The sequence below is a fragment of the Clostridium oryzae genome (assembly GCF_002029235.1).
Taxonomy (GTDB): domain Bacteria; phylum Bacillota; class Clostridia; order Clostridiales; family Clostridiaceae; genus Clostridium_AE; species Clostridium_AE oryzae.
This window is the reverse complement of record NZ_MZGV01000037.1, coordinates 22481-42669: the sequence shown is the minus strand read 5'-3', so window position 1 is coordinate 42669 and position 20189 is coordinate 22481. Positions and strand designations below refer to the sequence as shown.

Here is a 20189-nt window from a genome sequence, read left to right as displayed (position 1 = left end):
TATCCTTAGAAATAACTTAATTACTTCTCTTATATATATTGCTTTATTATTTTCTATAATCGTATCCTATTTTCTTTTTTGTAAACTAGGACTAAGCAATAATTCAAACGTATTTTTAGCTATATTCCTAGTAATTATCATTTTAAGTTTTCTTTTATGTTTTTCTTATGCTATACTGCCATTATTCGCATTAATCTATGAAAATTATCTGTTTAATTTTACCTCTCTTGTATGTCCTATTATATTGAATATAATAATCACATCTGATTTTCTATATGATACCAGAATCGATTATATTTCAATCAACTACTTACTTTTCACAAATATTTGCTCATTAATTGTTTTATCCTTTAAATATTTTATAGTGAGAAAAAAAGAAAGTAGAACGAAAAATCAATAACTGATTAAATAAACAAATCCTTGAAGATAAAATAGATATATTTCAATTTTTTCAATCTATTAATAGCCTCAATAAGTATTTCTTCCTTCTTAGCAAAATGAAATCTTATATAATTAGTCACATTTTTCCTAAAAAAGCTTGAACGCTGAATTTTAACATTCACTTTACTCTTTAATCTTAATACTTCCAGTGTATTCTTTTCCTGCTTTAGCAATTATCAAAAACTTGTACTTTCCGCTTTCCTTATCTGCTGAGAAAGACAGGTTCTTATTCGTACCTGGAGTGATATATTCATAAGCACCGCCATCTTTAGATACCATAATAACCTTAGCATTGGCACTGCTTAAATCTACAATCTGACCTTTATAGATAAGACTGTATTCAATTGAATCCTTATTATCTGCTGAACTCATCTCATCAAAGGATGCCTTTAATCTTTTTATCGGGTTATATACTTTTTCTTCTGAATCACTTACAGTGTAGGCTACTCTTCCACTGGTAGCCCAAGCCTTATCAAATTCATCTGCCAAATACATCCTTTTTGCCTCAGCATCACTAGCAGCTGCAGAATCATTTACACAAACATATTCCTTACCATCCTTCTTAGTAAAACCAGTAACGGTAATGAGATGTCCATTAGTAGCCAATATAGGAAACCCATGTAATAGTGGGTATTTTGCATCTTCAGGATCTGTATCATTTTCACTTCTTGCATGGTTAACACTTATTACGACGGGATTTCCTTTATATATTTCTCTCTTTAAATCATATAGCGAGTCACAAAATTCAACCTTACCATCAAGTCCGAAGCTGCCAATATATGATGCACTGAAGGCCCAGTTACCAAATCCATCATATACCTTATCATAAACCGTATATGCACTTTCTTCTGGAAGAACATTATCTTTATTATGTTTGTTTAAATAATAATCTACAACACATGTACAACTAGTTGGACTGCAGATTCTGCTTTTGATTTGGGGATCCCTTATCATCTGTGAAAAAGCAGGTACATCAAGCTGCTTGTCTACATTTTCAATCTTATCTTTGTCCTCATTCGATGGATAAATTCTGTTAGCACCATATCCCAAGTCAATCGTTGCATTAACGGCTCTTAATACAGGAGTCGTCTTACTGTCATCTGAATTCAAAGTCACTCTGAGCTTAAATGCATTAGCAGTTTTATCATTCTTTACATATAAAGTATCTGTCCATATTCCTGCTAGTTTAAAATCATCGCTGTCATCTACTGATGAGTTCTCTTGATTTGTACCCCAGGTTCCCCAAGTAATCCAGCTTGACCATTCTCCATCCACCAACACCTGTGCTTCTACATTTATTGAAGTGCCTTCCGGCGTCTGTGAATCCCAAGATGCGATCAAATTTGAAAAAGGTTCAGTATAAATAGCTTTTGAAGTAAAACTACCCTTTGAAGCATATTTTCCATCATCTTTAGCTAAAGATACTTGTCCGCCTTTTTCTTTACCAACTACAAGATTTTCGACATTCCCATTTTTAAAATCATCCTTAGCTGTTAATGTAAATGCATTTCCTTCTGTCACTGTACTCTTTGCCTCCTTTGAAAATATTACATTTCCAGGCACACTGTAAAACAGCAAAGCTAATGCCATGCAAAATACTGAAATCATCTTAACTTTTTTCATATTCCTTCCCCCTTGTAAAATAATTATTTTTAGTATTAAGACTGATAATTTCAGTATAATTTTATTTTCAAGCGAGCCAAGAAACATATGGTTGTAATTTATATTTTTTACAATTTATTAATTATCCATGTAATTATTCACTTTTTTTAATAAATTATCAATTCTCCCATGAATTTTATTATATACTATTCCTGTCACAAAAAATAAATGCCCGCATATTTCATAATATGCTGGCATTTTATAATTCTACTTTAAAAGCCATACTGTACAAAAGCCAATTAAAATCTGAATAATTGCAAATCTAAACACTGTTTGAGTATTGGACCAATCTTTATTCTTTCTCACATGATCATGAAGCGGAGTTCTGATATTCGGTATTATTTTTATTTTCAAAAATCTCAACAGTGCTACCTTTATTAACCCAAGTCCACCGTCTACAATAAATACAAATGAAACAGGTATATAAAGAAGCGGACTTCCAGTCTTAAGTATAGCTATACTTATAAACAGTCCCATTGCTCTTGAACCAGCATCACCCATTAGCATTTTACTTGGCGTAGCATTAAACCAAAGATATGCCATAATAGAAACTACCATCATTAAAATCATATAACTGAAGCTTCCGTTAGCATCCTTTGCTGTTCCTATAAAATATATTGTAATCAATGTAATTATTGCTAAAGTTCCAGAAAGACCGTCAACTCCATCAGAGCAATTTGTAACATTGATTGCTGCCCATACAAGTATTGTACCAAGTATTACAAATAGCACAGGATTCAGCGTAAAGCTTTTTCCAATAATATTTATATAAATTGAGCTTGAATTATAATACATAAACGTTACAGCTGTAAGTACTGAAATGATTAAATCTAAGAACCCTTTTTTGTATTCTCCCCAAGGAGACTTAGATGCATCATCAAGATATCCTGTAAGCATAGCTGCAATAAGTAACACAATATATATAATATTTTCTAAATTTATCTTTAAAAATAAAATAGAAGCTGCTGCAAATACCAAAATAAATATTATTCCTGCTCCTCTTGGTTTTCCTGCAGATAGTTTTCCATCATGAGCAAACGCTCTTCCGCCATCTCTAGGCAGCATCTCCTTACAGTAATGAAGTAGTACGTGAGTTAATATGTAAGCAAATATAATACCAATAAATGCCATAATTTTATAATTTGAAGAGTCTGTAATTAAGCCAATCATTTTTTCCTCCAATGGTTAATTTTATTGTAAATTCATATATTTCTATGACAATTTACAGTTCATTGTACCACACTGATTACATTATATCCAGTAGTCGATATGATAACAGATTAATTTTGTTCCAATTCACTAATAATATTTTTACCCTCGCTGACACCCATTATTTGTTCCATAATTATAAACAATAGATTTTTGTTTTTTAGCTAAGGTATCATTTTCATAAACCATAGGATTATTATCAGTATAATAATGCAACAATATTTTTTCCTCTAATGAAAGCACATTTGGTGATAAAGCGTTACATACTTTTGAATCTTTATATCTTGAATATTTGCATCCACCCATACACATGGGTAATTGAATGCAATTTCTGCAGTTTTCATTATCTATTGCTGATAGATTTATAAATTTCAAAAACTCCTGAGCATTACTATACTGTATTTCCCCGTCACTTCCCAGCTTACCTATATAAAATCCATCCTCACCCGCCAATGGACATGTGCATAAATTTTCATCAGGTTCAATATTTATAGAGTTTTTAAAGCAAGCCTCGCAATTTTGATATCTATTCTTTATATTATAATAATCAAAACCTTTTCCTATTGCTTTTTTGTATAAGTCAAAAAGCTTTATGCTATTCTTACCTTGAGAAAAACTTACCATGTTCAGAGTTACATCTTTTCTTTTATTTACCGGAATTAACTCCAGAACTTTTATAACACTATTATAGTTTTCATCAGTTACATTTATCTTCAACACAAGATTAATACGTTTATTAAGAAGTAGTAATATATTTTGCAGTACTCTATCAAACTTCTCTTCACCTATGCCTAGTGACTTTTGCCTATCATTATACTCAGCTGCATCATCAATAGCTATCTGAATACTTTCTATGGAAAGCTCTGGTAATCTACTTATATAATTTTCTGATAGTAAATATCCATTAATAGTTATACATGCTCTATATTGACAATTATTCTTATTGCAAACTCTTTTTAGTTTTTGTGTAATATCCATCATATTTTTAAATTGTATTGGTGATTCTCCTGCAAACCAAGATACCTGCAAAATGTGCACTTTTTTAGTTACATTCTCAGCAAATCTAATTATTTTTTCTACCGTATTTGTTGAAAATTCCTCTCCTGTACAAGCTTCAGAACAGTATTTATAATTAAAATTACACTTTAGAATTGGTTGTAAAGACAAATAAAAAATATATTCTTGAAACCTTGTTAATACTTCTCTATTTTTTATAATTTCTAATTCATCTACCTCATTTCTAATTACTATTCCCTTTTCAACCATATTCTTTATAATATTTATATCTTCTCTAGCAATCGCAACTCTTGTTAGATTATTAATTAAGTTTTCTATATGAGATTTATATATTGATTGTAGCTTCAAATATTTTCTAGTAAATGTGTTATAAATTATGTACTCATTTTCATTAATATCAATATTCACATTATATTTTGAAACTTTCATTTGACCATCCCTCTCATATTTTTCGAGCAAAAATCCTCCTAAATTATAGGAGGATCTTCACTGACAATCAGTTTTATTAGGCACAGAAAACCACGTATTTCCGAATTATTTTGTCCATTTAAAAACAAATTAGAGTTTTACTATCCTTTCTGACTAATATTACCTTTACCCTTTATTCTTACCTAAATACCGCTTACAGACTTTAAAAGCATAGTATGTTCAGTATCTCAATTAATACCATAGTTGAATCTCCTAAATTACGTTATATCTTTATTATTATAGTCAATATTTTACTAATATAATTTTTACACTTTAAATGTTCAAAACTGCTATTTTATTGTATTTACATCAATATGAAACGGAGAAAATTTGCATGTATTTATTAAACAATATTCTTTACCATTATTGTAATGTATTTCTGTCTCAACTATGTATGTATTTAGTATAAAGGCCATGATACATAATATTACGCTAAAAGTCACTTTTTTAATTTTCAGTTTTACCGCCTCCAAAAATGTAAATTAAATTCTTTACTATTATATTACCATTACTAACTATATATGTAAATGCTTTTTTTATTTTTCTTCTTTTCATAATACAAAAAGCAAATAAAGTAATGTAATAAAAATTTATTTCATAAAAAATTTTCAACAGTTCACATAGAATTAATATATAAGGATTTAAGTATAAGAGAGATGACTCATATATTACAGTTGAGTAAAAAAGAAAAAGGAGAAGTTTTAAAGACTATAAAGGCTGACTCCATGGATTCTTCTAATATAATTTTTCCAAATCTTTATAGGTACCATTGTGTTAGAAATGAAAATATAGCTGTATTCAGAAAATTGTTTTTCAAATATCGGTGATAGTACTTGTGTAATTACTTGTTGTATCACTCGGTCAACTACGGTTGGTATTCCCAGTTTTCTGATTTTTCCTTTTTCTTCTTTTGGCATTTCTACCCTTCAAACTGGATTGGGTTTATATTTTCCTTCCCTTATCTGCTGGATTAATTGCCTTCCGTTGTCTTTGAGAAATGCTAGAAGTTCATCTACGCTCATTCCCTCAACACCTCCAGCCCCTTTATTTGACTTCACTTTTTTTATAAGCCTTGTTGAGGTTATCTCTGTGTAAAATCTCTTCCAGCAAATTGTTTGTCTGAAAATCTGTGATGATGTCATTGTTTTCAGCAATCCTCTTATTGGAATGCACTTCCACATGCTCTTTCTATTCTGCTCCGCAGATACCACACACAGTTAATTCTGAGTAGTTATTGGACTTTGGCTTGTTATGCGGCCTTATCCTTAACTGTAGCCTCATGTGATTTCTGTTCGTCAGACTAGAGATTTGCCTCCACCTTCCTTCAGACTCCACCTCACGATGAACACCCTTGGTTTTGACTATGTCCTTCCCACTACTAGGGTAGACTAGGGGTTTTCACCCATTAGATTGCGCCCATGCTGGGCGAATCATAACCACCGGCTAAGCCGCGATGGTTTGCTCAGCCCTATAAGGGCATGGCTGGGCTGAAAGCCCTCTGAATCGGTCTGCCAATCGCATATTTTCACATGCAATCGCTAAAACGACTCTATTTTTTGCTCTTCTTTACTGGTTTCCCCGTGAACGGGTCAACTAGCTCCTTTATGCTCATTTGTTCATATGCTAAATCTTCTTGTAGCTGATTTCTTATATACTCTGCTATTTTATTTTTATTTTTTCCTATTGTATCTACATATGAGCCAAACGTATTAGGAAAACTGCAAAAACCCTTATTCTATGCGGGATAAGGGAATACCAAAATAAAATATGAGCTATCACATTACACAGGATACCGCCTAATTGGACAAGATAGGCGGTATTTTTGTATCTGGATAGCGGAACTTCGGGTCAACTTGGCCCGAAGTGGAAAGGGGGGATTACAAATCCCTGTGGGGCTTGACCTAAAAAATCAAGCCCCTTTTTCATGCCATAAAACAGACAAGGAGGAAAAACGCATGGCAAAAAATGAGCCAAACAAACCGGACGAAGTAAAAACCGCCCCGGCCCAGGAAGCAACAGCAGAAGAAAAAAACACGCCTGCTCCCATGCCGGAGATTGGCGGAGAAGCTCCTGCTCCGGAAAAGACCGCCGAGGAAACAGCGGCACTTCCCCGTGAGGACGAAACCGCCCTGTCTGAATCCGATAAGGACAGACCGGAAGAACCTAATCGCATTGACATTCCCGCCCCCGGTGATGTGGTGGTTTCCTTTGACAAAATCAATGAGATTGTTTCCGGGAAACAGGCGGCGGTAAAGGAAGCGGAGCAGACCGCCCCCGAAAAAAAGGACATGGAAAAATCAGCACACACCGAAAAAAAGGCAGAGCCAGAGAAACCCGGTATGGATAAGGGAAAGGAAAACGAGCCGAAAACGGCTAACAGCAAGCCCAAATCTCGCTCACAAAAAACCACTGAAAAAGCGGACAAAAAGCCTACTCGCCCTGCCAAACAGGAAAAAGCCCCAAAGGCTGTAAAACCGGAAAAGCCGGATAAACCGAAACAAGCCGCAGAAATTGGCGGCGGGGCTTCTGATTCCCCGCAAGCTACGGAACAGGCACAGCAGGAAACGCCGTCCCCTGCCCCGGAACTGCCGTCCGAACCGAGGGAAGCACCCCGCCCCGGCGAACAGGAACAGATTGTTTATCTCAATCTTTCCGAGCTTTTCGCTTTCAAAGATCACCCGTTTCAGGTTCGTAATGATGAAGAAATGGCGGCTATGGTGGAAAGCGTTAAGGACAAGGGCGTTACCCAGCCTGCCATTGTGCGCCCCCGTGAAGATGGCGGCTATGAAATCGTATCAGGCCACCGCCGCCAGAAGGCCAGCGAATTAGCCGGATTTGCGGATATGCCTTGTATTATCCGCAACATGACGGACGAACAGGCCATCACGCAGATGGTAGAGGACAACACCAACCAGCGTGAAAATATCCTGCCCAGTGAACGGGCCAAAGCCCTGCAAATGCAGTTGGAAGCCATCAAGCGGCAGGGCGCGCGAACCGGCAACGGGCAACGCTCCAATGAGGTTGTAGCAGAGCGCAACAAAATGACGGTCAAGCAGGTTCAGCGGTATATTAAGCTCAATGAGTTGGTTCCCGACCTTATAAAAATGGTGGACGAAAAGAAAATCGCGTTCACTCCCGCCGTGGAGCTTGCGTTCATCAAGCCCAAAAATCAGCGGTATATCGCTATCGCCATTGAGGGCCAGCAGTCGGCTCCCTCACTCTCACAGGCACAGCGTATGCGTGACCTTGACCAAAAGAAGTTGTTAAACCCCGATGTGATTGACGGAATCATGTTAGAAGAAAAAAAGGAGGCAGTCAAAGTGATTATTTCAAGTCAGGAATTAAGCCAGTATTTCGGCAAGGAGAAAACACCTCGCGAAATGAAGGATACCATTATGAAACTGCTGGAGGAAAACAAGGCGAAGCTGAAAGAGGTTTCGGCTCCTCAAAAGAAAGCCGAACAGGAAAAATAAGCACTTCGGGTCAAGTTGGCCCGAAGTCGGTATATGCGGGGCTTTGCCCCGTGCCCCAAAGCTCTAAGGATAAATATATTCCCCGTCGCCGCTTATTGGGTAGCATAGCCGGGAAAATCGGTCAAGAGCTTGCCGCCGTAGGCGGTGCTTCGCACTCTTGACGGATTTCTCCCGGTTATGCTTTAAGGCAGTCAAGCGACGGGGATATATATTCCTTTGAGCTGCTCCCTTTCCAAGCGTGGAAAGGGCGGGGGGATAGGTTGACACATTCAGCGCAACAAGAACGGAGGTGCTTAAATCATGAAACGACCTTTAGCATACATTACTGCCGCGTGGTGCGGCAATCACGATACGGATACCAAACAGGCGGCGCAGTATTGCCGGGCAGTCTATGAAGCCGGGTTTTCCCCGGTTTGCCCGACCCTGTATCTTCCGCTTTTTCTCAATGACGCAATCCCGGAGGAACATAAAAGCGGCATTGATATGAGCCGGGATCTCCTGCGCCGCGCCCATGTACTTGTCGTATGCGGAAGCGATATTGACGAGGACGTGAAAAACGACATTGCCGTTGCCGGGCGGCTGAACATCACGGCAACCACGCTGGACGGGATTCTGACCGTGAAAACACAGGGGCAGGAAAAAGACCATGCTTGAAGCCTTTGTTACCAATCTTGGACGGTATAACGAGGGATATTTGGACGGGGAGCCTTTAAAGCTCCCTGCCACCACCGAGGAAGTGCAGGCTCTTTTGAAGCGTATCCATGTGGACGGTGTGCGGTATGAGGAAATTTTCATTACTAATTATGAAACCGACGTACCCGGCCTGCGTGACTGCTTGGGCGAATATGAAAGCATTGACGAGCTGAACTATCTGGCTTCCCTGCTGGATGATATGGAGGAATGGGAGTTAGAAAAGTTTTCTGCCGCCGTGGACTTCGGGGAGTACAACAGTGTACCCGCCCTAATTAACCTTACGCAAAATCTGGATTGTTTTGAGTTTTACGCCGGGATTGAGAATGAGGAAGATTTGGGGCGATTCTATATTGATGAAATGTGTACGCTGGAAATCCCAGAGCATTTAACAAACTACATTGATTACGAAGCCTACGGACGGGATATGAGCATGGACGAGGACGGACGCTTTACAGATGGCGGCTATGTGGTGCGGACAGGCGACAGCTTTACCGAGTTTTACAGCGGCAGGGACGATTTACCGGAGGAACACCGAATTTTTGCTTATCCCAAACCGGAAAAATCCATCAAGAAAACGCTGGAAAGCTACGGGAAGATGATAAACGAAACCGTCACCGCCGCCCGTGAGCGCCCCCACCCCGCCAATGCGGAACGATAACCAACTTCGGGCCAACTTGGCCCGAAGTGTGAAAGGAGGTTAAAGCCTATGGCAAAAACGAAAACTACCGCCGAGCCGATTTTGGAAAATGAACACGTTAAGGAGCTTTTGGCGATATTGCGGGAAAACAATTCCCCGTCCACAAAGGATTTTCTTGCGGTTCTGCATCATGTCGGAGCAATGGAAAAACAGCTTGACGCCGCTGTAAAGGAGCTTGCCGCCATGCGGCAGGAACTCCGAACAGCACAGGAACAGAACCACCCGGTTAAGACCGCTTTGCAAAAGGCGGTCATTGTTATGCAGGGGCAGGTATTGGACTTGCGGGATAAATTGGCGGAGCTAAAGCAAAGCGTCATAGACGGTTGTAAGAACGCCGTTACCGCTTTTAAGGAAACCGGCATTTCCGCGCTGGATAACGTAGCCCGGTTCTTCAAGGTGCGCCCCACTTTAGAAGCCATGCGGGATATGCTCACAAAGGATATTCAGTACGACGATAAGGCTATTGCCAAAATCGAAGCCATCAGCACCGAATACCATCAAGCCGGGCGGCATTTGAAAAACATGGGTCGGGTCATGCTTGGCAGAGAAGCGGCACAGGAAGTAAAACAGCCCGGCAAGCTGGCGGCGGTCATATCCGCTCCATTCCGTGCGGAGCGTTCCCATTTTTCCAGTATAAAAAGCCATATAGAAAAATCTTTGAATACGCTGGCACGGTTGGAAGAACGGGCGGCAGAGAAAAAGCCCTCTATCCGGGAAGCTCTTGCTACTCACAATGAAAAAATCGCGCAGGCACAAAAGGACGCTCCCACCACAGAACGCCCCCGCCCTGTCAATGCAGAGAGGTAACACACTTCGGGCCAACTTGGCCCGAAGTCCTCCCGCCTATACGATTGCCATATCTGGCAGGAAAGGAGGAATTTCATGCAGGAAGATATTGAACGCCGGACGGTTGCCCTATCTGTCAATGCTACAAAACTGACGGGCCGGACGCTGGCAAAGGTGCTGGCGGCAGCACTCCGGCAGATACAAAAGGGCCATCAGAAGCGGCAGACCCCGCAGGGCAGACAGAGCGTAAAAAAGTTGATGAACCACGGCGTTTCTACAAACAGTCTTGACCTGTCCGGGGATACGAAGCTCTTTGACCGTGTGGCCCGAAAGTACAATGTAGATTATGCTTTTCACAAAACCGGGCCGGATAAATATTTGTTATTCTTCAAGGCCGGGCAGGCTGACGCTATTACCGCCTGTTTTGGCGAATATACAAAGCTGGTGCTGAACCGGGGCAAGAGCCGCCACCCCTCTATTCTGAAACAGTTAAAAGCCTTTGCCGACAGGGAGCGCACCAAACCGCGACAAAAGGAACGAAAACGGGAGGTGGTGCGGAATGAACGATAAAATCCGTAGATATGTGATTCCCAATGTTCCCTATCTGTTGGTGCTGTGGTTCTGTCTGAAGCTCGGCACAGCCTACCGCCTTGCGGCAGGTGCAGACTTCGGAAATAAACTGGTTGGCATGATAAAGACTATAAGCCCGGCGTTTGCTTCATTTGCGCCGGGCTTTGTGCTGTCCGATTGGCTCATTGGCCTTGCCGGGGCGGTCATACTCCGGCTGGTGGTATGGTATAAGGTAAAAAACGCAAAAAAGTTTCGGAGGGATGTGGAATATGGCTCGGCCCGGTGGGGAACGGCAAAGGACATCAAGCCCTTTATCGACCCAAAATTCAGCAACAACGTGATACTAACCGGGACAGAGCTTCTTACCATGAATACCCGACCCGCCAACGCCCGAAACCTTAACTGCTGTATCATAGGCTCCAGCGGAAGCGGGAAAACTCGCTTTTGGCTGACCCCACAGCTTTTACAGGCTCATTCGTCCTATGTGGTGGTTGACCCAAAGGGCGGCATTTTAGAGCAGGTCGGCTCTTTTCTGAAAAAGCAGGGCTACAAAATCAAGGTATTCAATTCCATTGATTTTGCCCGGTCAATGCACTATAACCCGCTGGCCTACTTAAAGACGGAAAGCGATATTTTGAAGTTTGTAAACGCTCTGATTGAGAACACAAAGGGCGACGGTAAAGAGGGTGATCCATTCTGGACGAAAGCAGAAACCTTGCTTTATTGTGCTTTAATCGGCTATATCGTCCTTGAGGGGCCGGAGGAAGAACGCCATATCAATACCCTAGTGGATATGCTGAACAGCATGGAAACAAGGGAAGATGATGAAAATTTCAAGAACGCCGTGGACTATATGTTCCTTGGCTTGGAAAAGCGCAATCCCAACCATTTTGCGGTGCGCCAGTATAAAAAATTCAAGCTCGCCAGCGGGAAAACCTCGAAAAGTATCCTGATTTCCTGCGGAGCCAGACTTGCCCCATTTGATATTGGACAGCTCCGGGAGATTATGAGCTATGATGAAATGGAACTTGACCGCATGGGCGATAAGAAAACCGCCACCTTCTTCATCATCAGCGACACCAATACGACCTACAACTTTATTGTTGCCCTTGCTTTTTCGCAGATGTTCAATCTTTTGTGCGAACGGGCTGACAGCAAATACGGCGGCAGGCTCCCCCATCATGTAAGGGTGCTATGGGACGAAGCCGCTAATACAGGACAAGTGCCTCAACTGGAAAAACTGGTTGCCGTTATCCGCTCCCGTGAAATCTCCCTGTGCCTGTTTTTACAGGCGCAAAGCCAACTCAAAGCCTTATACAAAGACCACGCTGAAACCATTATGGGGAATATGGACAGCGTGATTTTTCTTGGTGGGCGGGAACATTCCACCATCAAGGAGCTTTCGGAGGTCTTGGGGAAAGAAACCATTTCCATGCAGACAGAAAGCCGGACACGGGGCCAGTCGGAAAGCTACGGACAGAACTTGCAACGGCTCGGCAAGGAGCTTATGACAATGGACGAATTGACCACTATGCCGGGCAACAAGTGCATTTTACAGCTTCGCGGTCTGCGTCCATTCCTTTCCCCAAAATACGATTTAAAACAGCACCCCAATTACAGGTATACCGCCGAAGCCGACAAGCGCAACGCTTTTGACGCTTCAAAGCTGGTAAACCGCCGCATGAAAAAGCTCAATCCCAATGAGCAGTATACCGTTTATGAAGTAAGTGCCGACGGGGAAACCGCCGCCATAGACGAGAACGAGGACATTCTCAACTATGATGATGTGGACGACCCGGAAGCATTTGCATAACTTCGGGCCAACTTGTCCCGAAGTGACAGCCGCCGAAAATGGCGGTTTTTTTGTACCCGAAAACAATATGAAAATATGGAGGTAATCAGATTATGGGATTTTTTACGAGTGCAGTTAGTACCTTGCAAACCCTTGTTGTAGCTCTTGGCGCGGGTCTTGCCGTGTGGGGCGTTATCAACCTTTTGGAAGGTTACGGGTCGGACAATCCGGGCGCGAAATCGCAAGGCATTAAACAGCTCATGGCCGGGGGCGGCGTTATCCTGCTGGGAACAACGCTTGTGCCTATGCTTTCCAGCCTGTTTTAAGGTAGGCCGGTATGGATTTTCTCACCGACTGGATTAACGAATGGATAAAGGGCCTGCTGGTGGACGGTATCATGGGCAATTTAAGCGGCCTTTTCGAGAACGTGAACGACCAGATCGGAGAGATTGCAACACAGGTGGGAACCACGCCGGGGAATTGGAACCCCGGCGTGTTCTCCCTCATACGGCAGCTTTCCGAAACGGTTGTCTTGCCGATTGCCGGACTGGTGCTTACCTTTGTCATGTGCTATGAGCTGATACAAATGCTGATTGAGCGGAACAACCTGCACGACATTGACACATGGATTTTCTTCAAGTGGATATTCAAGACCTTTGTCGCGGTACTGCTCCTTTCCAACACGTTCAATATCGTAATGGCAGTATTTGATGTTTCCCAAAGCGTCATTAACAACGCAGGGGGCGTGATTGCAGGAAACACGGCGGTAAGCTCCGATATGCTGGATAGCTTGGAAACCCAACTCATGACAATGGAAATCGGCCCTCTGCTTGGCCTGTGGATGCAATCTTTCCTGATACGAATAGTAGTCGTAGTAATTAACATTGTTGTGTTTGTCATTGTGTACGGCAGAATGATTGAAATTTACCTACTCACCAGTTTAGCCCCTGTGCCAATAGCGACCTTGGTCAACCGGGAAATCGGCGGCATGGGTCAGAACTATCTGAAATCCCTGTGCGCCGTGGGCTTTCAAGGCTTGCTGATTTTGGTATGCGTGGGAATTTACGCAAAGCTGGTGCAGAGTATCGCCGTAGGCGGCGACCCCATTGGAGCCATATGGACGGTTATTGGCTATACGGTTCTGCTATGCTTTACTATGTTCAAAACGGGAAGCCTTGCGAAATCCATTTTTGGAGCGCACTGATAACTTCGGGCCAACTTGTCCCGAAGTGAGAAAGGAGAATTTTTTACTATGAGCAACGAAAAAACACCGGTTCCGCAGGAAGCGGAACCGCAACCCGGACAGGCGGCTTTGCCGCTGAAGCTGGACGTTACCGCCCGGCTCATTGAACCCAAAGGCAATCTTGTAGGCTTTGCCAGTCTGAAACTGAACGACTGCTTTGTAATTGACGATTTCAAGATTTTGCAAAACGACAAGGGCATTTTTGTAGGTATGCCGAGCAAGCCGGATAAGACCAGCAAGACCGGCTACCGGGATACGTCCCGCCCCATCACAAAAGAGTTCCGCGCCGAGCTGACCGAAGCCGTGACAGCAGCTTACCATGCGGAGCTTGAAAAGTTGCAGACCCGCGCCGCTGCCATTGCTTCCCCCGAAAAGCAGTCTATCCCGAAACAGCTTGCAGAGGGAGCCAAACAGGCGGCACAGGAAAACGCCGCCCGTTCTACTACGGCAAAGGCCAGTAAGGCCCAAAATGCAGAAAGGTAACTTCGGGCCAACTTGGCCCGAAGTGCCGGAAAGGAGGATTCTATGCTTTACCAACAGCCGGAACAATCGCCGTGGGGCAAGGTGCAGACCTGTGATATGCTCTGCCCCGGCGTGTTTCTTGTGAGTACCGCCAGTCACGGCGGGACAATGGTTGCAAAGGATATGGCGGCGGTGCTTTCTCCTGCCGCTATCAAGTGCGGCTTCCGTCACAGCGGTTTTCTCTGCTTTGAGGAAGATACGCAGGAAGATGTTGCCCTGCGGGAGCTTTTGGATAAAAAGCTGTGGGCGGTTCCTGACCGTATTAAGGATAAGGTGGCTTTTGAGGAAAACATCAATCAGTCACTTCGGGAACACAACCCGGATTATTGGCGGGTACGGCAGGCCGGGCTTGAAAAGACCCCGGCCCGGCAGACGGTTTCCACTCACAGCGCAGAGCGATAATGAACTTCGGGCCAAGTTGGCCCGAAGTTACGACCAAATGACAAAGCAAAAGGGATGCCCTGCTGGGTCAAGCATAGTTGTCCATAAGGATTCACTTTCCGGTGAAGTGGCTTCGCCATATTGTATATTGGCTTTTACTGCCCCACAGGAAAGCGCGTGCTGTACGGCAAGCTCCAACTGCTCCTGATTTTGTACCGTAAAATCCAAATGTGCCATTTGCTGTTGTGCGCTCGGCTCGTCCGGCCATACGGGCGGAACGTAGTCTGGATTTTGCTGAAAGGCGATTTTTACACCGCCAGAGGGCGAAATAATATCCGTCCACTCGTTTTCTTCCACATGGTTTTTCTTCCAGCCGAGAAGCCGTATATAAAAATCAGATAAAGCGGCTGCGTCCCTGCACTCCAACACAACAGCGTCAAGTGCAATCGGCAACAACCCTTTTGTATTCAATGTTTCCATAAAAACACTCCTTGCTTTTTCTCTAAATTATACCATGAAAACACCCGGAAAGGAGGATTTTTCATTGGCATATGTAAGCGTACCAAATGATTTATCGAAAATAAAAACCAAAGTGGCGTTCAATCTTACCAAACGCCAGCTACTATGCTTCGGAACGGCGGCGGTAGTCGGGATTCCGACCTATCTTTTTACCCGTACCGCCATTGGCAATACCGGGGCCATGCTTCTGATGATTGCCCTAATGCTCCCTTGCTTTCTTATTGCCATGTATGAGCGTGACGGACAACCGCTGGAAAAGGTGGTGCGAAATATTGTCCGCTCCAAATTTCTGTGGCCCCGTACACGCCCCTACCAGACACAGAATTTCTATTCCTACCTAAGCAAACCCGGAAAGGAGGTTTCACCCAATGGCACAAGAAACAAAACGCCCGCCCATTCCTGTAAAAAGCGGAAAGCCTAAAAGGCGTGGGCCGCAGTCGGCACAGCAGACCATTCCCTATAAGGAAATGCTGAAAGACGGTATCTGCAAGGTGCGGGAGGGCTACTACACAAAGACCCTTTCCTATGAAGATATTAACTATGCTGTTGCTTCCAGTGACGACCAAAGCACCATTTTTGACGGGTACTGCGGCTTTCTCAATTACTTTGACAGCGCCTTACCCTTTCAGCTTTCCTTTATCAATCACCGCTCCCGCCCGGAGAACCGTTACAGCGTGAACATTTCCCCGCAGGACGATGATTTTAACAGTATCCGGGGTGAATTTACCGCCATGCTGGAAAACCAGATTGCCAAAAGCAACAACGGCATTGTCCGCTCCAAATACATTACATTCGGGATTCAAGCAGACGGGATAGCGGCGGCTCGGCCCCGCTTGGAGCGAATCGAAGCAGATATTGTGGGGAACTTCAAGAAGCTGGGCGTACAGTCGGCAACCCTTTCCGGGCGGGAACGCCTGGAAGTGCTGCACAGCCAGCTACACCCCGGAGGAAAGGAAAAATTTATTTTCTCTTGGGATATGATACCCAAAACCGGCATGGGAACAAAGGACTTCATTGCTCCCACTTCCTTTGATTTTCGCCAAAGCCGCGCCTTTCGTGTGGGGACTACATGGGGCGCGGCTCTGTATATGCAGATTATGGCTTCGGAGCTTTCCGACAAGCTGTTAGCGGAGCTTTTGGAGGTGGACGCAGAAATGATCATCACCCTGCATATCCAGACGGTAGACCAGACCAAAGCGGTAAAAACGGTCAAGGCAAAGCTGACCGACATAGACCGTATGAAAATGGACGAGCAGAAAAAAGCCGCAAGAGCCGGGTATGACATTGATATTCTGCCCCCGGATTTGCTCACTTACAGCAAGGACGCGGCGGCACTCTTGGCAGATTTACAGAGCCGTAACGAGCGAATGTTTCTTCTCACGTTTCTTGTGGTGAACACAGCCCCCACCCGCCAGCAGTTGGAAAACGATATTTTCACGGTGTCGGGCATTACGCAGAAATATAACTGCTTTCTCAAACGGCTGGATTTTCAGCAGGAACAGGGCTTTATGTCCTCGCTCCCTCTTGGGTACAACGGAATCGAGATACAGCGGGGTATGACAACAAGCTCTACGGCGATATTCGTTCCCTTTATGACGCAGGAGCTTCGCATGGACGGGCAGGCTTTATACTACGGAATGAACGCTCTTTCCCATAATGTGATTATGGCAGACCGCAAAAAGCTGAAATCCGCCAATGGTTTGTATCTTGGAAGCACCGGCTCCGGCAAGAGCTTTGCCGCAAAGCGTGAGCTAATCAACGTATTCCTTGCCACCAAAGACCGCATTATCGTGGTAGACCCAATGGGCGAATACGCCCCGTTAGTCAGGCGGCTTGGCGGTGAGGTCATAGAAATATCGCCCAACAGCCCCCATCACATCAACCCAATGGACTTAAAATTGAACTTAGCCGGAGAGGACAGCCCGCTTTCGATGAAAGCGGATTTTTTATTGTCCTTATGTGAGTTGATTATCGGCGGCAAGGAGGGCTTACAGCCCATTGAAAAAACGGTTATTGACCGTTGTGTGCGCTTGGTGTACCGGGAGCTTGCCCTTGGTATCGGGGACGGGAAAATGCCGCTTCTGCAAGATTTGTATGAAACCCTGTGCAAACAGCCCGAACCGGAAGCCAGACGGATTGCAACCGCCTTGGAGCTTTACTGCACCGGCTCCCTCAATATGTTTAACCACCCTACCAACGTGCAGACCGATAGCCGTATTACCTGTATCGTGCTGAAAAGCATGGGCGAAAACCTACGCAAAATCGCCATGCACATCACAAATGAGCTGGTGACACAGGCGGTAGACAAAAACTTTTCCAGAAGCCTTGCGACCTGGTGCTACTATGATGAATTTCATATTCTCCTGCAAGATGCCCTAAGTGCCAGTTATTTCGTCCGTGTCTGGAAGATGCTGAGGAAAAAGGGCTGTGTACCGAGTGCCCTCACGCAGAATGTAAAAGACCTTTTAGCCAGCCGGGAAATCGAAAATATCTTGGAAAACAGCGACTTTATGATACTGCTGTCACAGGCGCAGGGCGACCGGGCAATCCTCGCTAAACAGCTTGGTATATCGGAACATCAGCTTTCGTATATCGCCCACAGTAATTCAGGGGAAGGGCTTTTGTTCTTCGGCAATACCACCATTCCCTTTGTAGACCGTTTCCCCCGTGGAGAAATCTACAATCTGCTAACCACAAGGCCAGAGGACATACGGGAGGTCCAAAATGCGTGATACGGGCAGGCCGGGCCGCTTGCGGTTTACGCCAAAAGGGCAGGCGGGAACTTCGGGCCAACTTGGCCCGAAGTCAGAAAAGCGAGCTATCCCGAAAAAGGAAACTGCCGGGGAAACACCGCCGCAAACCTCCGACCCATCGGGAGCTTCGCCGCCTGTGGGTAATCGCTCTGACCCTGCCCCGCCTAATACGAAAAAACGAAAATTACAGTTTGATGAGGAAGTCACCCCGGACACCACCATACCACCAAAATCCGTTGCCCCTGCCACTTCGGGCCAAGTTGGCCCGAAGTCGGGAAAGCTCCGACAGGACAGCAAGAAACCCCGCCCCTCGGAACGTCTGCGGCATGACGGGGAGCCGCCGCCCGGTAATGAAAAAACGGACACCCCGCCGGACAGCAAGCGTATGGAGAAATCAAAGCTCCGTATGGAAAAAAGCGGCAATAAGCTGAATACCGCCCGTGAAAAGTTGGCGAATCAGAAGCCGCAGAAAAATCCCGGCCCAGTCAAAACCATCAGCCGTGCCGTCCAGTATCAGCCATGGCGGTATGTGCATGGAAAAATCCATGAAGTGGAGCATGAAAATATGGGAACGGAAGCCGCCCACAAAACGGAGCTTGCCGGGGAACACCTTATCTGGGGCGGTACACGCTTTATCAATCACCGTATCAGAACCCGTCCCGCTCGGCAGGTTCGCAAGTGGGAAAGCAGACATATCAGCGCAAGAGCCGATTACACCTACCGCCAGCTTGTGCAGGAAAATCCGGGCTTGCAAAGCAATCCGGTTTCCCGGTTCTGGCAGAAGCAACAGCTAAAAAAGCAGTACCGAAAGCAGGCAAAGGAAGCGGTAAAGCAGGGCAAAAAAGCGGTGAGGTTCACAAAAAAAATTGCCCGAACGGTTGCGGCCTTTGTAAAGCGCAATCCCAAAATTCTATTGCTTGGGCTGGTGCTGTTCCTGCTGATTGTGGTTCTGCAATCCTGCATGGCGGGAATCACCACCATTGGCAACGGCCTGATTAGCGTTGTAGGCGGCACTTCCTACGGTTCGTCGGACAGCGATATTGAAGCTGTGGACGAAAGCTATACCGCACTGGAAAAGGATTTACGGGATCGGCTCTCCCGAATAGAAAGCGATTATCCAGACTATGACGAGTACCGCTATTCCGTGGACGAAATCGGGCATGACCCCTTTGAGCTGGCTTCCTATCTGACCGCCAAATACGGCGGCTACACCCCGGCGCAGGTACAGACCGAACTGCAAGCCCTATTCGGGCAACAGTATATCCTGACCATCACGGAAACGGTGGAGGTACGCTACCGCACGGAAACCGATACTTGGACGGACGAAAACGGCGAAACCCATACCGACACCTACGAGGTTCCCTATGATTACTATATCCTCAATGTGTCTTTAAAAAATAAGTCATTGGGGGCTGTAGCTCTTACCAATCTCGACCCGGAGCAGTCGGAACGCTATGCCATTTACCAAAAGACCAAAGGCAACCGCCCTTATCTGTTTGAGGGCAATATTTACGCCCATGCCGGAGAATACACCGATTACGACATACCGCCACAAGCTCTGGCCGACCCGGAATTTGCCGCTCTGATTGCGGAAGCGGAGAAATATTTAGGCTATCCCTATGTTTGGGGCGGTTCTTCTCCCTCCACTTCCTTTGATTGTTCGGGCTTTGTGTGCTGGGTCATCAATCAGTCTGGTGTGGGAAGCGTGGGGCGAACGACCGCAACGGGGCTTTTCAATTTCTGTTCCCATATCCCACCGGGCGAAGCACAGCCCGGCGACCTGATTTTCTTTCAAGGCACCTACGACACTCCGGGCGCAAGCCATGTGGGAATTTACGTAGGAAATGGCATGATGATCCATTGCGGCTCTCCCATACAGTACGCTTCTATCAATACAAGCTACTGGCAAAGTCACTTTTTAGGCTATGGGCGTTTGCCCTAACGAAACATAGGAGGTAATTTT

The 20189-nt window shown here is 44.7% G+C and carries 19 protein-coding genes and 1 pseudogene; 13 read left to right on the top strand and 7 right to left on the bottom strand.

The window, feature by feature from the left end:
• Window positions 1-564 precede the first annotated feature (564 nt).
• The 6 genes and pseudogenes from CLORY_RS15335 to CLORY_RS23815 form a co-directional block, all read right to left on the bottom strand.
• The gene (locus CLORY_RS15335) at window positions 565-2064 is read right to left on the bottom strand and encodes a C39 family peptidase (protein WP_169911645.1); all 1500 of its coding nucleotides are present in this window, start codon (window positions 2062-2064) and stop codon (window positions 565-567) included.
• A 246-nt stretch (window positions 2065-2310) separates the two neighbouring features.
• Window positions 2311-3273 carry an MraY family glycosyltransferase gene (locus CLORY_RS15330; RefSeq protein ID WP_079425958.1) on the bottom strand — a complete coding sequence of 321 codons (963 nt, stop codon included), beginning with the start codon at window positions 3271-3273 and terminating at the stop codon, window positions 2311-2313.
• Window positions 3274-3414: 141 nt separating this feature from the next.
• Window positions 3415-4788: a radical SAM/SPASM domain-containing protein gene (locus CLORY_RS15325; protein WP_079425955.1), complete on the bottom strand. Its 1374-nt coding sequence runs from the start codon at window positions 4786-4788 to the stop codon at window positions 3415-3417.
• 710 nt (window positions 4789-5498) lie between these two features.
• The gene (locus tag CLORY_RS24255) at window positions 5499-5714 is read right to left on the bottom strand and encodes a hypothetical protein (protein ID WP_423236526.1); all 216 of its coding nucleotides are present in this window, start codon (window positions 5712-5714) and stop codon (window positions 5499-5501) included.
• A gap of 9 nt (window positions 5715-5723) precedes the next feature.
• Complete coding sequence (locus CLORY_RS24250; RefSeq protein WP_423236525.1) at window positions 5724-5978, bottom strand: hypothetical protein; 255 nt, start codon at window positions 5976-5978, stop codon at window positions 5724-5726.
• A gap of 368 nt (window positions 5979-6346) precedes the next feature.
• Window positions 6347-6499, bottom strand: a pseudogene (locus CLORY_RS23815) (IS200/IS605 family transposase); the annotation flags it as partial.
• Between the two features lie 253 nt (window positions 6500-6752).
• Here CLORY_RS23815 and CLORY_RS15310 point away from each other — a divergent pair.
• The 10 genes from CLORY_RS15310 (at window position 6753) to CLORY_RS15265 (ending at window position 14975) form a co-directional block, all read left to right on the top strand.
• Window positions 6753-8270, top strand: a complete 1518-nt coding sequence (locus tag CLORY_RS15310; protein WP_207652220.1) for a ParB/RepB/Spo0J family partition protein — start codon at window positions 6753-6755, stop codon at window positions 8268-8270.
• A 300-nt stretch (window positions 8271-8570) separates the two neighbouring features.
• Complete coding sequence (locus tag CLORY_RS15305) at window positions 8571-8924, top strand: DUF7768 domain-containing protein (RefSeq protein ID WP_011988863.1); 354 nt, start codon at window positions 8571-8573, stop codon at window positions 8922-8924.
• Window positions 8917-9621: an antirestriction protein ArdA gene (locus tag CLORY_RS15300; RefSeq protein WP_079425950.1), complete on the top strand. Its 705-nt coding sequence runs from the start codon at window positions 8917-8919 to the stop codon at window positions 9619-9621. The genes CLORY_RS15305 and CLORY_RS15300 overlap by 8 nt, the downstream gene beginning before the upstream one ends.
• A 48-nt stretch (window positions 9622-9669) precedes the next feature.
• Window positions 9670-10467 (top strand): DUF6674 family protein, encoded by a 798-nt coding sequence (locus CLORY_RS15295; protein WP_011988861.1) that lies wholly within the window; start codon window positions 9670-9672, stop codon window positions 10465-10467.
• 75 nt (window positions 10468-10542) lie between these two features.
• Window positions 10543-11016 carry a PcfB family protein gene (locus CLORY_RS15290; RefSeq protein WP_011988860.1) on the top strand — a complete coding sequence of 158 codons (474 nt, stop codon included), beginning with the start codon at window positions 10543-10545 and terminating at the stop codon, window positions 11014-11016.
• Complete coding sequence (locus tag CLORY_RS15285; protein WP_079425948.1) at window positions 11006-12829, top strand: VirD4-like conjugal transfer protein, CD1115 family; 1824 nt, start codon at window positions 11006-11008, stop codon at window positions 12827-12829. The genes CLORY_RS15290 and CLORY_RS15285 overlap by 11 nt, the downstream gene beginning before the upstream one ends.
• Window positions 12830-12921: 92 nt before the next feature.
• Window positions 12922-13134: a Maff2 family mobile element protein gene (locus CLORY_RS15280; RefSeq protein WP_011988858.1), complete on the top strand. Its 213-nt coding sequence runs from the start codon at window positions 12922-12924 to the stop codon at window positions 13132-13134.
• An 11-nt stretch (window positions 13135-13145) separates the two neighbouring features.
• Window positions 13146-14012, top strand: coding sequence for a VirB6/TrbL-like conjugal transfer protein, CD1112 family (locus CLORY_RS15275; RefSeq protein ID WP_079425945.1), 867 nt, complete (start codon window positions 13146-13148; stop codon window positions 14010-14012).
• Window positions 14013-14060: 48 nt separating this feature from the next.
• The gene (locus CLORY_RS15270; protein WP_020072991.1) at window positions 14061-14534 is read left to right on the top strand and encodes a SpoVG family protein; all 474 of its coding nucleotides are present in this window, start codon (window positions 14061-14063) and stop codon (window positions 14532-14534) included.
• Between the two features lie 42 nt (window positions 14535-14576).
• Window positions 14577-14975, top strand: coding sequence for a DUF7007 domain-containing protein (locus CLORY_RS15265; RefSeq protein WP_020072992.1), 399 nt, complete (start codon window positions 14577-14579; stop codon window positions 14973-14975).
• Between the two features lie 27 nt (window positions 14976-15002).
• Here CLORY_RS15265 and CLORY_RS15260 read toward each other — a convergent pair whose 3' ends face one another.
• Entirely contained in the window at window positions 15003-15434 is a 432-nt protein-coding gene (locus CLORY_RS15260) for a VOC family protein (RefSeq protein WP_020072993.1), read from the bottom strand.
• 64 nt (window positions 15435-15498) lie between these two features.
• On the opposite strand from CLORY_RS15260, the gene CLORY_RS15255 reads away from it, so the two are divergent.
• Genes CLORY_RS15255 through CLORY_RS15245 form a run of 3 tightly spaced genes read left to right on the top strand, consistent with a single transcriptional unit; the run spans window position 15499 to window position 20168 of the window.
• Window positions 15499-15894: a PrgI family protein gene (locus CLORY_RS15255; RefSeq protein WP_020072994.1), complete on the top strand. Its 396-nt coding sequence runs from the start codon at window positions 15499-15501 to the stop codon at window positions 15892-15894.
• Entirely contained in the window at window positions 15842-18205 is a 2364-nt protein-coding gene (locus CLORY_RS15250; RefSeq protein ID WP_079425944.1) for a VirB4-like conjugal transfer ATPase, CD1110 family, read from the top strand. The genes CLORY_RS15255 and CLORY_RS15250 overlap by 53 nt, the downstream gene beginning before the upstream one ends.
• Window positions 18198-20168: a C40 family peptidase gene (locus CLORY_RS15245; protein ID WP_029161777.1), complete on the top strand. Its 1971-nt coding sequence runs from the start codon at window positions 18198-18200 to the stop codon at window positions 20166-20168. The genes CLORY_RS15250 and CLORY_RS15245 overlap by 8 nt, the downstream gene beginning before the upstream one ends.
• Window positions 20169-20189: the final 21 nt, after the last annotated feature.